The sequence below is a fragment of the Lysobacter antibioticus genome, assembly GCF_000731095.1.
Taxonomy (GTDB): domain Bacteria; phylum Pseudomonadota; class Gammaproteobacteria; order Xanthomonadales; family Xanthomonadaceae; genus Lysobacter; species Lysobacter antibioticus_B.
On the sequence record NZ_JMTZ01000012.1, the window covers coordinates 46,137 to 60,729 of the forward strand.

General features: G+C 67.4%; 12 protein-coding genes. 6 read left to right on the top strand and 6 right to left on the bottom strand.

What is annotated here, in order from left to right:
- Nucleotides 1–364 precede the first annotated feature (364 nt).
- Together EX88_RS24330 and EX88_RS0104705 are read left to right on the top strand one after the other, a co-directional pair.
- Nucleotides 365–2,122: a DUF1800 domain-containing protein gene (locus EX88_RS24330; protein ID WP_051884501.1), complete on the top strand. Its 1,758-nt coding sequence runs from the start codon at nt 365–367 to the stop codon at nt 2,120–2,122.
- 12 nt (nt 2,123–2,134) lie between these two features.
- Nucleotides 2,135–3,568 carry a DUF1501 domain-containing protein gene (locus tag EX88_RS0104705; RefSeq protein ID WP_051884502.1) on the top strand — a complete coding sequence of 478 codons (1,434 nt, stop codon included), beginning with the start codon at nt 2,135–2,137 and terminating at the stop codon, nt 3,566–3,568.
- 252 nt (nt 3,569–3,820) lie between these two features.
- Here the strand turns inward: EX88_RS0104705 and EX88_RS0104710 are convergent, their stop codons facing one another.
- The gene (locus EX88_RS0104710; RefSeq protein WP_031370850.1) at nt 3,821–4,726 is read right to left on the bottom strand and encodes a LysR family transcriptional regulator; all 906 of its coding nucleotides are present in this window, start codon (nt 4,724–4,726) and stop codon (nt 3,821–3,823) included.
- A gap of 154 nt (nt 4,727–4,880) precedes the next feature.
- On the opposite strand from EX88_RS0104710, the gene EX88_RS0104715 reads away from it, so the two are divergent.
- Both EX88_RS0104715 and EX88_RS0104720 read left to right on the top strand, forming a co-directional pair.
- On the top strand, nt 4,881–5,633 hold the full coding sequence (locus tag EX88_RS0104715; protein ID WP_031370851.1) for an SDR family oxidoreductase: 753 nt from the start codon (nt 4,881–4,883) through the stop codon (nt 5,631–5,633).
- Between the two features lie 90 nt (nt 5,634–5,723).
- On the top strand, nt 5,724–6,653 hold the full coding sequence (locus EX88_RS0104720; RefSeq protein WP_036148066.1) for an SDR family oxidoreductase: 930 nt from the start codon (nt 5,724–5,726) through the stop codon (nt 6,651–6,653).
- A gap of 33 nt (nt 6,654–6,686) precedes the next feature.
- Here the strand turns inward: EX88_RS0104720 and EX88_RS0104725 are convergent, their stop codons facing one another.
- Entirely contained in the window at nt 6,687–7,127 is a 441-nt protein-coding gene (locus tag EX88_RS0104725) for a hypothetical protein (protein ID WP_031370853.1), read from the bottom strand.
- Nucleotides 7,124–7,774 carry a DUF5671 domain-containing protein gene (locus tag EX88_RS0104730; RefSeq protein ID WP_031370854.1) on the bottom strand — a complete coding sequence of 217 codons (651 nt, stop codon included), beginning with the start codon at nt 7,772–7,774 and terminating at the stop codon, nt 7,124–7,126. Before EX88_RS0104730 ends, EX88_RS0104725 begins: the two co-directional genes overlap by 4 nt.
- Nucleotides 7,775–8,163: 389 nt before the next feature.
- On the opposite strand from EX88_RS0104730, the gene EX88_RS0104735 reads away from it, so the two are divergent.
- Complete coding sequence (locus EX88_RS0104735) at nt 8,164–8,628, top strand: nuclear transport factor 2 family protein (protein WP_081930629.1); 465 nt, start codon at nt 8,164–8,166, stop codon at nt 8,626–8,628.
- A 107-nt stretch (nt 8,629–8,735) separates the two neighbouring features.
- Here EX88_RS0104735 and EX88_RS0104740 read toward each other — a convergent pair whose 3' ends face one another.
- Nucleotides 8,736–9,179 carry a helix-turn-helix transcriptional regulator gene (locus EX88_RS0104740; protein WP_031370856.1) on the bottom strand — a complete coding sequence of 148 codons (444 nt, stop codon included), beginning with the start codon at nt 9,177–9,179 and terminating at the stop codon, nt 8,736–8,738.
- A 401-nt stretch (nt 9,180–9,580) separates the two neighbouring features.
- On the opposite strand from EX88_RS0104740, the gene EX88_RS0104745 reads away from it, so the two are divergent.
- A complete protein-coding gene (locus EX88_RS0104745) occupies nt 9,581–11,089 on the top strand; it encodes a discoidin domain-containing protein (protein WP_031370857.1) in 1,509 nt (502 codons plus the stop codon).
- 130 nt (nt 11,090–11,219) lie between these two features.
- Here EX88_RS0104745 and EX88_RS0104750 read toward each other — a convergent pair whose 3' ends face one another.
- Both EX88_RS0104750 and pnp read right to left on the bottom strand, forming a co-directional pair.
- Nucleotides 11,220–12,260 carry a TraB/GumN family protein gene (locus EX88_RS0104750; RefSeq protein ID WP_031370858.1) on the bottom strand — a complete coding sequence of 347 codons (1,041 nt, stop codon included), beginning with the start codon at nt 12,258–12,260 and terminating at the stop codon, nt 11,220–11,222.
- Nucleotides 12,261–12,479: 219 nt separating this feature from the next.
- Nucleotides 12,480–14,588, bottom strand: a complete 2,109-nt coding sequence (pnp, locus tag EX88_RS0104755) for a polyribonucleotide nucleotidyltransferase (protein ID WP_031370859.1) — start codon at nt 14,586–14,588, stop codon at nt 12,480–12,482.
- Between the last annotated feature and the right edge of the window lie 5 nt (nt 14,589–14,593).

The following is a 14,593-nucleotide window of genomic DNA, read 5'->3' on the forward strand; positions in this document are numbered from 1 at the left end:
CATCTGCATATGGCGACCGGGAATTTGCTTTGCGACGCAGAGCCTGCCGAGCCCGTCGAAACGGCGATGTGCGCTTGCGCACGAAGCCGATGCGAGCCGCTCGTGAACGTGGCGTCGGCAAATCGACAGAATCGGCAAAGCCGCACGCAATGCGATTCGATAAGTGCTCGTTATCTGCGTGACCGTTCGCACGTTGATGGGGATAACTGCGCCATCGTGGTGAATTCGCCGTCGCCTGTGCGCATTCGAACAGTGACGTAGCGCATCCCACGACACATTGATCTGTGACGCAACCAGGACTTTGCGGCTTGCCGGCCGACATAAGCTCGCGCTCCCCGACACGACCGATGACAGGAGCGCGCCGATGACCCGCTCGATAACCGCCTCCGAACAGGCCGCGATCCGCACTCGACTGCAGGATCGTTACGGCACGCTCGGACGCAGCACGCCGTCGAAAGCCGCGCGCGCCAAACTCGACGCGACGCAAAGCGCCGCGCCGGACGTGCAGGCCTCGCCGCTGCTGGTTTCGCCGCTCGACCTGCCGCGTCCTCCGTTCGTGGTGCGCGCGCTCGCCAGCCTCAGCTATGGCGCCACCGCGCAATCGATCAGCGAGTTCAACGCGCTCGGCACCACCGATACGCAACGGCTGGCCAACTACGTCGACTGGCAACTGGACTGGGCCAACATCGACGACAGCGCGGTCGAGACGCGTTTGCTCAACGCCGGCTACACCACCCTGGGCAAATCGCTAACCCAGTTGTGGGCCGACCATGTCAAGCCGAACCCGGCCTACGAAGTGCGCATGCGCCCAGCCTGGGAAGCGCAACGCGCTGCGCTGGTGCGCGCGGTGCATTCCAAGCGCCAGTTGCGCGAGGTCATGGTCAATTTCTGGCACGACCATTTCAACGTCACCGCCAGCGACTACGACGCCGGCCCGGTCTACGTGCATTACCAGCGCGACGTATTGCGCCCGCATGCCTTCGGCAATTTCCGCGCGATGCTCGAGGAAGTCGCCAAGAGCACCTCGATGCTCTACTACCTCGACAACGCCTCCAACACGCGCGCCGGCCCGAACGAAAACTTCGCCCGCGAATTGCTGGAACTGCATACGCTCGGCGCCGAGCATTACCTGGGTTTCATGGACCCGTTCCAGGTTCCGCCCGATGCCGAAGACCCGACCTACCCGGCCGGCTACACCGACATCGACGTTTACGAGACCGCCTCGGCCTTCACCGGCTGGTCGATCAAGAACGGCCACTGGCAGTACCCGACCGAGAACGACGGCAGCTTCGTCTATCGCCAGGCCTGGCACGATGCCGGCCCGAAGTTCCTGCTCGGCCGCATGCTCTATCCCGAGCAGCCGGCGCTGAAGGACGGGCGCGACGTACTCGACCGCCTCGCCAGCCACCCCGGCGTGGCCCGCTTCATCTGCAAGAAACTCATCCGCCGCTTCGTCAGCGACACGCCCAGCGCGGCTCTTGTGACCAGCGCGGCGGCGATCTTCCGCCAGAACTGGCGCAGTGCCGACCAGATCGCGCTGACGCTGCGCCACATCGTCTTGTCGAGCGCGTTCGCGCAAGCCTGGGGCCTGAAGTCGCGGCGCCCGTTCGAGGCCGTCGCCGCAGCGATGCGCACGCTCGGCAGCGACTGGACGATTGCGGTCGGCACGCCGAAGAGCGACGAGTTCGCCTGGCGCATGGGCTTCACCGGCCACGCGCCCTACGAATGGCCGGCGCCGAACGGCTATCCCGACACCCAGGCCGCGTGGTCGGGTTCGGGCAGTTATGCGATGACCTGGAAGATCCTCAACTGGATCACCGAAACCCAGGACGGCGGCGTGCCGATGGCGCCGATCCTCGCCACCACGCGCAGCAAGGTGCCGTCGTGGACGCCGACCAAGCTGGTCGATTTCTGGTGCAAGCGCATCCTCGGCTATCTGCCGACCGCGGCGCGCCGCCAGACCTTGATCGCCTTCATGGCCCAGAACGGCGACCCGCTCACTTACGTGGTCACCGACACCAACACCTGGGCGGCGAGCGACCTCAAGCGCCACTACAACCAGGACCGATTGCGCAGCATGGTGTCGCTGATCCTGATGTCGCCCGAATTCCTCAGCCGCTAGCAGGCCGCCGACATGACGCTGACCCGACGCGAGTTTCTCAAAGGCACTGCCGCCGTCACCGCCGGTGCGGTGGGCGGCCCCGCCCTGCTGTTCGCCAACCCCGCCTTCGCCGCCGCCAACGGCCACGACACTGTCGTGCACCTGTTCCTGCGCGGCGGCCTGGACGGCCTCAACCTGGTCGTGCCGATCAGCGGCAACGACCGCAGTTTCTACGAGCAGGCACGGCCGAATCTGTCGATCGCCGCGACCGGCACCTACGGCGCCTTGCCGTTGACGCTCGGCACTGGCGCCGCCACCGGCTTCGGCTTGCATCCCTCGGCGAACGGCCTGCGCGATCTGTGGAACGCCGGGCACCTGGCCATCGTGCACGGCTGCGGACTCGCTACCAGCGTGACCCGCAGCCACTTCGATGCGCAGCTCTACATCGACCTGGGCACGCCCGGGCAACAAGGCATCGGCAGCGGCTGGTTGACGCGCGCGATGAACACCCAGCCGAACCTGAGCGGCGCGGAAAAACTGCCGGCGCTCGGCGTCGCTTCGCGGCAACCGGCCGGGCTGTTGGCTTCGGTGCAGGCGCTGACCATGGCCAGCCCGAGCGATTTCGCCCTCAACGCCGGCGCCTGGTCGTGGCAGACCGCGCGGCCCGATTCGCCGGTCGGCTTCCGCGGCGTCAACGAAACCCTGGCCAGCCTGTGGGCCGGAACGACCGCGCTCGAACTCGGCGGCCAACGCGCCGACCGCGCCTTGCAGGTGATCGCGCGCCAGTCCTACAGCGCGCCGCCGGCGGGCTGGCCGAGCAGCGGCTTCGCCCAGCAACTGTGGACCATCGCCCAGTCGATCCAGTTCGACCTCGGCCTGCACTACGCCACGCTCGACCTCGGCGGTTGGGACACCCATGACGGCCAGGGCACGGCCGGCAGCGGCTATCACTACTACCAGAACAAGATCGCCGAACTCTCGCAGGCCTTGTCGGCGTTTTATGCCGCGCTGGATGCGAGCGGACACGCCTCGCGCGTGACCGTGGTGGTGCAGTCCGAATTCGGCCGGCGCGTGCGCGCCAACGCCAACGGCGGCACCGACCACGGCTACGGCAATCCGGTGCTGGTGCTGGGCGGCCCGGTCAACGGCCGGCGTTTCTACGGCACCTGGTCCGGGCTCGATCCGGAAATCCTGTCGCCGCATTTCGGCGACGTGCCGGTGACCACCGACCACCGTCAGGTGCTGTCGGAAATCCTGGTGCGGCGGATGGGCAATACCGACCTTGCGACGGTATTTCCCGGCTACACCGGCTATGCGCCGCTCGGGATCATGCGCGATTTCGGAACACTGGCGAAACCGCTGCCGGAGCTGCGCCGGCTGTACAAACCGGCGACGAAACCGGCGGCGGCGGACGATCCGGATTTGCTGGAGCGTTTGCTGCGGTATATGCGGCAATTGGTGGACTGACGCCGGACCGTCCGCGCGCTGGCCGAGGGACGTTGCTTCTTTTCGCGGGGCGAGCAAGAGCAAATCCCCCGCGCTCTGCCTTCGCGCTCTTCACCGATTTCCGTCGGCGCCGCCCCCTTCTAAAAAGGGGGCCATCGGTCAGCGCTCGCTGTCCCTTGCTTGATGCAACCCAAGTTCTTCCCCCCTTTGAAAAAGGGGTCTAAGGGGGGATTTGCTGTTGCTGTTGCTGTTGCTGTTGTAGCGCCCACCCCACTACTCCGCCCCGAACTTCTCCGCGAACAGCACCGACACCCAGTCGACGAACACCCGCACCCGCGGCGACAGCTGCCGATGCTGCGGATACAACACCGACACCGGCACGCCCGGGCTGCGGTAGTCGCTCAACACTTCCACCAGGCGGCCATCGCGCAGATGCGGTTCGATGTGATGCCGCGGCAACTGGATCAATCCGCAGCCGCGCAAGGCCGCGGCGACATAGCATTCGGCTTCGTTGACCGAGATCCACGAGCTCAGCGGCACCTCGCGCAATTCGCCGTCGACGATGAACTCGAACGGATACCGCACATCGCGGTTGCTGGAGAAAAACCCCACCGACTGGTGCGCGGACAATTCGTCGGGATGTTTTGGGGTGCCGAAATACGCCAGATAGTCGGGGCTCGCACAGGTCGCTTCCGGCATCACCGCCAGGCGCTTGGCGATCAACGACGAGTCGCGCGGGTTGCCGGCGCGCACCACGCAGTCGATGCCCTCGCGCACCAAGTCGACCAGGCGGTCGCCGCTGCTGATCGCCAGGTCGATATGCGGGTAACGCGCGCGGAACTCGTCGATGCGCGGCAGGATGATCCCGGTCGCGTGCGAGCCGTGCAGGTCCAGGCGCAAGGTGCCGCGCGGATTGCTCGCGACCGAGCGCAGCGCCGAATCGGCATCGTCGAGTTCGGCCAGGATGTGCACGCAGCGTTCGTAGTAGGCCTGGCCGTCGAGGGTCGGCCGCACCTGGCGCGTAGTGCGTTCGAGCAGGCGCACGCCCAGGCTCGCCTCCAGCTCCTTGATCGCATGGGTCGCGGTGGCCTTGGGCAGGTCGAGCACGCCGGCGGCGCGGGTGAAGCTGCCGAGCTCGACGATGCGGGTGAACAGGCGCAGGGCCTCGAAACGGTCCATGACGGGCTCCCGGGCGGCCGGCGGCGACATTGTTGGCAATTATTGAATTGTATTGCCAATCCAGCATGGTTTATCCAACTCAGAACAATCAGCAGACTGCCTCCACCGCGGAACCCTGGCATCCCGCCCCCGCCGCCCAACCTGGAGCCCAGCCATGTCGTCCACCCAGCCCGTCCAGACCCAGACCGCCCTCGTCACCGGCGCCTCGCGCGGCATCGGCCGCGCCATCGCCCTGCGCCTCGCCGCCGACGGCTACGCGGTCGTCGTCAACTACGCCGGCAACGCCGCCGCCGCCGAGGCCGTGGTCGCGCAGATCCGCGACGCCGGCGGCCAGGCCATCGCCGCCCAGGGCGATGTCGCCGATCCCGTCGCGATGGAGCGCGTGTTCGCCCTCGCCTTGCAGACCTACGGCCGCCTCGACGCGGTGGTCAACAGCGCCGGCATCATGCCGTACGTGCCGATCCAAGGCGGCGACCTGGCCGAGTTCGACCGCGTCATCGGCACCAACCTGCGCGGCAGCTTCGTCGTGCTCGGCCTGGCCGCGCAGCACCTGCGCGACGGCGGCCGCATCGTCGCCCTGTCGACCAGCGTGATCGGCAAGGCCTTCCCTACCTACGGCCCCTACATCGCCTCCAAGGCCGGCGTCGAAGGCCTGGTGCACGTGCTCGCCAACGAACTGCGCGGCCGCAACATCACCGTCAATGCGGTCGCCCCGGGCCCGGTCGGCACCGAGCTGTTCCTGCACGGCAAGAGCGAAGAACAGATCGCACACTTCCGCGGCCTGGCGCCGCTGGAACGCCTAGGTACGCCGGAGGAAATCGCCGCGGCCGTGTCCTTCCTCGCCGGCCCCGACGGCAGTTGGGTGAACTCGCAGGTGCTGCGCGTCAACGGCGGCTACGTTTTCTGATCGTCGGCGGCGCGGTCTTCGCCGCGCCGTCTCCCGCTACCCATCCCCTTCATCGCGGGCGTCGACGACGCCCGTCAGCGGAGCTTTGCCATGAACCAGCAGATCGTTCTCGTCACCGGCGCCTCCAGCGGTTTCGGCGCCCTCTCCGCGCGCGCGCTCGCCGACGCCGGCCACACCGTCTACGCCAGCATGCGCGACACCGCCGGCCGCAACGCCGTCCAGGTCGAGGCCGCCCGCGCCTATGCCCGCGAGCACCGGGTCGACCTGCGTGCACTCGAACTCGACATCGCCTCGCAGGCCTCCGCCGACGCCGCGATCGCGCACGTCGTCGCCGCGCATGGCCGCCTCGACGTGCTGATCCACAACGCCGGCCACATGGCCTTCGGCCCGGCCGAAGCGTTCATGCCCGAGCAGTACGCGCAGCTCTACGACACCAACGTGATCGGCAGCCAGCGCGTCAATCGCGCCGCCCTGCCACAGTTGCGCGCACAAGGCCGCGGCTTGCTGCTGTGGGTGTCGAGCAGCAGCGTGCGCGGCGGCCCCCCGCCTTATCTAGCCCCCTATTTCGCCGCGAAGGCGGCGATGGATTCGCTGGCGGTCAGCTATGCCGGCGAACTCGCGCGCTGGGGCATCGAGACTTCCATCGTGATGCCGGGTGCGTTCACCTCGGGCACCCATCACTTCCTGAATTCGGGCACGCCGGCCGACAGCGCGCGCAACGCCGACTACGAGGCCGGCGTCGCCGCCGGTTTCGGCGAGGAGATCCTGGGCAAACTCGCCGGCACCGTGCCCGAGGACGCCGACGTCGCCAGCGTCGCCGAGGCCATCGTCGAGATCGTCGCGAGCCCTTACGGCCGGCGCCCGTTCCGCGTGCACGTCGACCCGGCCGGCGACGGTTGCGACGTCGTCAGTGCGGTCGGCGACCGCATCCGCGCCGAGTTCCTGCGCCGCGTCGGCCTGGGCGACCTGCTCGGAGTGCGCCTGCCGTCGAATACCCAGCCGCAGCGCGACCGCGGCTGAGCGCGCGACGGCCGGCATGCGGCCGCCGCCGGCTCAGTTCTCGGGCTTGGAAGCGTCGAGCTCGAAACAGTGTTCGCCGGCCGGATGACGCCAACTGCGCGGATGCCATTCGTTCGTAGCTCGACGCTTGGCATCCTCGCGCCCGGTGTCGGTGGCGAAGCTCGCGCACAGGCGAAAGCGGCCGGCCTCGCCGGCGAGGTAGCGGTAAGGCGCGGCGGTAACCGGATCGACCGTGCTCAGGGCCACGCCCGGTTGGTTCGCCAGGCTCGGCAGATCCGCCGGCAGGCGCGCCTGCTGTTTCCAATAGTCGCGCACCTCGTCGTTGATACGGTCCAGTTCCTGCGTGCGGCGCTGATCGAGCTTGGCCTCGCGCTGCGAACCTGGGCCGCCCATGACCACGATCGCCGCCGTCACCGCCGCCGCGATCGCCACTGCGGCTGCGATCAGCAGCCAACGTCCGACCGGTGCGCTCATGCCTGGCTCTCCTCGCGACGCAGGTCCCACAGGTAGTAACCGAATACGCTGCCGGCGATCGTCGCGACCACCAACACCTTGAGCACGAAACGCAGGCTCAATTCGCCGCCGAGCAGGTTGTAGACCAACGCGGTCATGTCGCCGATCAACACCGTCGCGGCGATGAACAAGGTCAGGTAAGTCAGCCAGCGACGCACCGGCGACAGGCGCTTGATCGGATGCCGCGCAACGTCCTGGGCGACCCGGTGGGCGACGAAAGCGAACACCGGGAAAGCGATCACCAGCGCCGACACCGACCAGCGCAGCGAGTCGTCGACGCTCTTGCGCCAAAACTCGTAACCGTTGTCGGCGGCATCCGGCCAGGCGATGTTGATCAGATCGAACAACAAGCTGCCGAGGTGGTAGGCGACGAAGTACAGGGTGGTGAACATCACTAGGTAGGCGAAGGCCTCGCGCGCCGACAACGAGGCGCGCGGCTTCGGCACCGGCAGCACGAAACCGACGTCGGCATAGGCGTCGAGCGCGCCGCGGGTCTGCTCGGCACTCCAGCCGGCCGCCGCCAGCGCCTGTGCGGTCGCCTCCTTCGATTGCCCACGCAACAAGGCTTCGCGGACGAAACCCTCCAGTTCCAGACTTCCCGAGGCCATGGCCACCGCTCCATAAAGGGACGCCCGGAATGTAGCAGTGCCGGGGCTGGCCGGCGCAGGGATCGGCGAGGTAGCGGAAAACGCTACCCGCGGGGGACCGACGTCGCTACGCCGAGTCTTCGCCGCGCAGACCTTGCCGACAAGGGGCCGCGCGGCGGCGGCCTGCACCGCCGCTCGTCGAGCCTGGCCGTCGTCGTGCCCGAATGCGGCTATATTCCGCGAACGCGCCATGGACGGCCCGGCGCAAGCGCACGAGCCGGAGCCATCGCCGCCGCACAGGGGACATGCTCATCACAGCAGGCCCACCCACACAGCAGGCCCACTAAAGCACGCCCACCACAGGTCGAACCATGCGCCACACAGACGATGCAAGGCCAGCACGACTGTTGATGCTGGCATCGGCTTTTGTCCTGCTGCTGCCGTGGTGCAGCGCCGCAGCGCAAGCCCAAGCCGCGCGCCCGCCCGCGCCGGAAGCGAGCAAGCTCGTAGCCACGGCCTCTCCGGAAGACTATGCCGCCGTGCGCAAGGTCCTCGACCGCTATATCGAGGCCGGCCGCCAGGGCAAGAGCGAGCTCATGCGCCCGGCGTTCCTGCCGCAAGCGACCATCCACGGTCTCGCGGCCGACGGCAGCATCGGCGGCAGTCCGATCCGCAGCCTGTTCGACTACATCGACAGCGCACCCGCGGCCAAGCAACTGCAGGCGCAGATCGTCTCGATCGAGATCGTCGGCACCATCGCGCAGGCACGGGTCGAATCCGACCAGTGGAACGGCGCCCGCTACAGCGACCTGTTCCAACTGCTGAAGGTCGGCGGCGAGTGGAAGATCCTCAGCAAGATCTACCACACCCACTGACCTTCCTACTCTGGAGTAGGAGCGGCGGGAGTAGGAGCGGCGCAAGCCGCGACCACGCGGCTGCGGTCGGCGACGTACGATCCATCGGGAACCAAGCGCCCACGACCTCAGGCACTGCCCGTCTCCGGGGTTTCGCGTTGCCGGACCGGCCGCGTCACCTGCTTCTCCACGCACGCCGGCAGCCCGTCGCCCGCCTGTGCGGCTTCGCGCCGATAGACGCTCGGCGGCACGCCGACCAGTTCGGCGAACCGCGTGCTGAAGGTGCCCAACGATGAGCAGCCGACCTCGAAGCAGATCTCGGTGACGCTGAGGTCGCCGCGGCGCAGCAAGGCCATCGCGCGCTCGATGCGCCGAGTCATCAGATACGAATACGGCGACTCGCCGTAAGCGGCGCGGAACTGCCGGCTCAGATGCCCGGCCGACATGCCCACGCCCTGGGCGAGCGCCTCGACGTCGAGCGGCTGCGCGTACTCGCGGTCGATGCGGTCGCGCACGCGGCGCAGGCGCGCGAGGTCGCGCAGGTAAGTCGTGGCATCGGGGCTGTTACTCATCGGCGCGATCCTGCCATGCCCGGCGCGAGCCGCCTAGCGCGATCGGCCTGGTGCGATCGGCCTCGTCCAAGCATCGGCGACGCTGGTTGCGCCCGCGCTCCATCGAAGCGCGATCCGAAACTGCGGACGGCTGCTCTTAAATCGCCCTCCGCGCGGGCGCAGGCCTGGGTTGTGCGCTGCCGGGTTCCACTAATCTCGCGATTGGATCGATCTAAACCGTTCCGGTCGGTCCCCGTCGCGGCGGCGCCCCGCCGTTCCTGGCCAGTTCCAGTCGTCCCCTGCCGCAGCCCCTTCGCGGCAACGATCGTCGAGCCGGCCGCCTTCGCACCGACAAGGACATCCTCATGCCATCGAGACAGAGCGCTTCACCCCGACCGGGCCTGCACGCAGGCCCGAGGCTCATGAGCCTGACGTTCACCAGCCTGCAGTTGACCAGCTCGCAGTTCGCGGGCCTGCTGCTGTGCCTGGGCTTCGCCGGCACGGCCTCGGCCGCCAACCTCGCCTTGAACAAACCCGCCACCGGTTCGACCGCCTGCAACGCCAACGAAGCGCCGGCGAAGGCTTTCAACGGCAGCACCGGCGGCGGCAACAGCGACAAGTTCTGCTCCGCGGCCAGCAGCCGTTGGTTGCAAGTCGATCTCGGCGCCAGCCGTTCGATATCGAGTTTCGTGATCAAGCATGCCGGCGCCGGCGGCGAACCGGCGTCGTTCAACAGCAAGAGCTTCAACATCCAGACCTCGGCCAACGGCAACGCCTGGAGCACCGCGGTCAGCGTGAGCAACAACAGCGCCAACGTCAGCACGCACCCGATCGCGGCGACCAGCGCGCGTTACGTCCGCCTCAACATCGCCACGCCGACCCAGGGCAGCGACAGCGCCGCGCGCATCTACGAGTTCGAGGTCCACGACGCGCCGCCGGCCACCGAGAAGCTGGTGCAGGTGCTCGACCAGGTGCCGCAGTTCGGCATCTATCGCAGCACCGAGCCGACCACCTACACGCCGCCTGCGGGCGTACTGATGTGGAAGCGCGGCACCGAGTACGCGCGCAAGCTCAGCGACGCCGAGAAGGCCAAGATCGGCGACGACGTCGCCCTGCGCATCGTCTATCACGCCCAGTGCGACCCCTACGATCGCTTCGCCTCGGCCTTCTTCATCAGCACGCCGAAGGGCATTGCGCCGACCGTCGACACGCCGCGGGTGACCTTCACCGACTTCATTTCGCCGTTCAGCGACATGTGGCAGGGCGCGAAAGCGACCCGGGTGTATCCGGATGCGCCGATGAACCCCTATGCCGCGGCGCTGGCCAATCCCGACCGCGACATCTGGGTCGGCATCAGCGGCGGCGCCAATCCGCAATACGGCGGCGATGCCTGCGAACAACACGGCGTGACCGACCCGGCGATCGCCGAAGTCGGCTTCAAGTACTCGCTGGCGTTGGTCTCCACCCAGGCGCTCACGCCCGGCAGCGACCCCGACGTGATCGGCCTGCTGTCGCGTTCTTCGGAAAAGGACGACAGCATCGCCACCGCCACCGTCTCGCACACCGCCAACCTGGGCATCGCCACCCTCGCGGTCAGCATCGCCGGCTACGGCGCTTCCAGCGGCGGCCAGGAATACACCAACACCAACATCGCGGTGAAGCTCAACGGCACGCAGATCGCGACCTTCAGCACCAAGATCGATTGCGCGAGCTACGAGCAGTTCAGCCCGCGCGGCAACCCGGGCATCTTCCGCAACAACAACACCACCAACCCGCGCAGCTGGTGCCCGGGCGCGCTGGTGCCGATGCGTTATTTCGACCTCGGCAACATCGCCGGCAAGACCCTGCAGGTCGGTCTCGGCGTCGGCAATCCCTCGCCGTGGACCGCCGACTCGCAATACGTGACCAGCGTGAGCGTGCTCGAACACTGATCGCGCGCAGGACGCCGGCCGCTCGCGACGGCCGGCGTCCTCCTGGGTCGATGAAATCGCCTTGGTGGGCCGCGGCATCGGCGCAGCGGACAGGCGCGTCCCGGCGCCGGAATGGACCGTTTGCGGCCGGTTACGGCGCCTCGACCTCAAAGCCCTTGGCCTGCAGCTTGGCGACGACGCCGTCGGCCTTGAGCAACTGCGATATCGGCAGGACGGTGAAGACCACCCGCTGTTCCTTCAGCGCGCCGTCGACGGCGTGATACCAGTGCTCGGCCATCTGCGCCTGGACATCGTCCATACCGAGCTTCTGCGAGAAGCCCGAGCCGGTCAGTGCGTCCAGACAAGCCTCGTGCTGATCTTCGTAAGGCAAGGCACGCAGCGCGTCGATGTCGCCGGTGGCCCAGGCATTGGCGCGCGTAGTCATGATCGCCAGGTCGGTTTCGAGCCGGTCCAGCGTCTTGCGGAAGCAGGCCACGTCGTCGAGCGTGGTCGCATTGAAGGCCTTGAGGGTCTGTTTCGGATCCTCGACCTTGAGCGGCAGGCTGGTGGAGCGCGTTTCGATCCCGGCCGCCTCGACCGCCTTGCGGATCGCCGGCCCGACGATGCCGGTTTCGTCGAGACCGCTTTTCTTCAGCGCCGCACGATAGAGCTCGCTCGCCGCGAACAGCGGCCGCCAGTTCTCGACGCTGTTGTCGCGGCCGATGTATTTGAGCTTCAACACCTGCCAACGCGCATGCAAGTCCGCCGGCAGCACGTCCTGCAGTTTCGCGCCGCCGGGGTTCTTGCGCAGCTTCAGCATCGAAGGCAACAACGACAGGCGCCCGAACAGGCCGATATCGGCGCTGACCGACAGGCGCGGCGGCTGCAATGCGAGCTGCGATTGCGCGATCGCGGCATCCATGTCGCGCGACAGCCAGGTGATGTCCTTGGGCAGCGGCGACAGCGTTCCCAGGATCCACAACACGCGATCGCCCTTGTGGAATTTCCACAGGCCGGGCCCCGGCTGCACGCCGGAAACCACCACCACGTCCATGTCGACGATGGGCGGCGGCGCCACGGCCGCCACGGCCGCGACAGAGGACGGTGCACCGCCTTGCGTTGACGACGGCTGCGCCGCCGCGGGCGCGGCCAGCATCGCGGTCGCCAGACCTAACAGCAGCTTCCTTCGCATCTCGGCGTTCTCCTTTGGTCGAACCGCAGTCGAGGCAGGGTTCGGCCACGATGGAAGCCCATCCGCGAGCCCGGCGCAAGTCGATCCGCCGCGACTGTCCCAGGCAATGCCTGCCGGTATGTCGCCGGCTGCTTCCGCCGCAGGCGCGAAGCTAAACGGCGCACAAAAGAAAAGCGGGCCGAAGCCCGCTTTTCTCGAATCCGACGTTGCGCGTGCCGATTACTCGGCGACGACGCCCTCGCCTTCTTCGACGGCCTTCATCGACAGGCGGATACGGCCCTGCTTGTCGACTTCCAGCACCTTGACCTTGACCACGTCGCCTTCCTTGAGCTTGTCGCTGACCTTCTCGACGCGCTCGTTGGAGATCTGCGAGACGTGGACCAGACCGTCCTTGCCCGGCAGGATCGTCACGAAGGCGCCGAAGTCCATGATCTTGGCGACCTTGCCTTCGTAGATGCGGCCCGGCTCGACGTCGGACACGATCTGGTCGATGCGCGCCTTCGCGGCCTGAGCGGCGGCGGCGTTGACCGAAGCGATGACGATGGTGCCGTCGTCCTGGATGTCGATCTGGGTGCCGGTTTCCTTGGTGATCGCCTGGATGGTCGAGCCGCCCTTGCCGATCACTTCGCGGATCTTGTCCGGGTGGATCTTCATGGTCAGCAGACGCGGCGCGTACTCGGACAGCTCGGTGCGCGATTCGGTGAGGGCGTGAGCCATCTCGCCGAGGATGTGCAGACGGCCGGCCTTCGCCTGGCCCAGCGCGACCTTCATGATCTCTTCGGTGATGCCCTGGATCTTGATGTCCATCTGCAGCGCCGAGATGCCCTCGGAGGTGCCGGCCACCTTGAAGTCCATGTCGCCGAGGTGATCTTCATCGCCCAGGATGTCCGACAGGACGACGAAGTTGTCGCCTTCCTTGACCAGGCCCATCGCGATGCCGGCGACCGGCGCCTTGATCGGCACGCCGGCGTCCATCAGCGCCAGCGAGCTGCCGCAGACCGAAGCCATCGAGGACGAACCGTTCGACTCGGTGATTTCCGAGACGATGCGGATGGTGTACGGGAATTCTTCCATCGTCGGCATCACGGCGAGCACGCCGCGCTTGGCGAGGCGGCCGTGGCCGATTTCGCGACGCTTCGGGCCCATCATGCGGCCGGCTTCGCCGACCGAGTAAGGCGGGAAGTTGTAATGGAACAGGAAGTGTTCCTTGTACTCGCCCGAGACGGCGTCGATGATCTGGCCGTCGCGCGCGGTGCCGAGGGTGGCGACCACGATGGCCTGGGTCTCGCCGCGGGTGAACAGCGAGGAGCCGTGGGTACGCGGCAGCACGCCGACGCGCGAAGCGATCGGACGCACGGTGTCGAGGGCGCGGCCGTCGATGCGGACCTTGGTGTCGAGCACCGAGTTACGCATGGTCTGGTACTCGAGCTCGCCGAATTCCTTCGACAGCTCCGAGGTGCTCCAGCCGTCGGCTTCGGCGCGGCCGGCGAGGCTCTGCAGCACGTCCTTCTTGATCGCGCCGATGGCGTCGCGGCGCTGCAGCTTGTCGCGCACTTGGAAAGCGGAGGCGAGCTGGCCGCCGACGGCTTCCTTCAGCGCGGCGATCAGCGCCTCGTTCTTGACCGGAGCTTCCCACGTCGACGGCTTGGTGCCGGCTTCGACGACGAGCTCGTTGATGATGTTGATGACCTTCTGCATTTCGCGATGGCCGAACATCACCGCGCCGAGCATGACGTCCTCGGACAGCATCTTGGCTTCGGATTCGACCATCAGCACCGCGTTCGAGGTGCCGGCGACGACGAGCTCGAGCTCGGATTCGGCCAGCTCGGCGGCGGTCGGGTTGAGCAGGTACTGGCCGTTCTTGTAACCGACCTTGGCCGCGCCGATCGGGCCCTGGAACGGGGTGCCGGCCAGCGCGAGCGCGGCCGAGGCACCGATCAGGGCCGGGATGTCGCCGTCGATTTCCGGATTCATCGACATGACCGTGGCGATGATCTGGACTTCGTTACGGTAGTCCTCCGGGAACAGCGGACGGATCGGACGGTCGATCAGGCGCGAGATCAGCGTTTCCTTCTCGGTCGCACGGCCTTCGCGCTTGAAGAAGCCGCCCGGGATGCGACCGCCGGCGTAGAACTTCTCCTGGTAATCCACGGTGAGCGGGAAGAAGTCCTGGCCTTCGCGCGCGCTCTTGGCGGCGACGGCCGTCACCAGCAACACGGTGTCCTCCATCTTCACGATGACGGCGCCGCCGGCCTGACGGGCGATTTCGCCGGTCTCCAGGGTCACCTGATGGTTGCCGTATTGGAAGGTCTTGGTAATTTTTGCCACGGGTG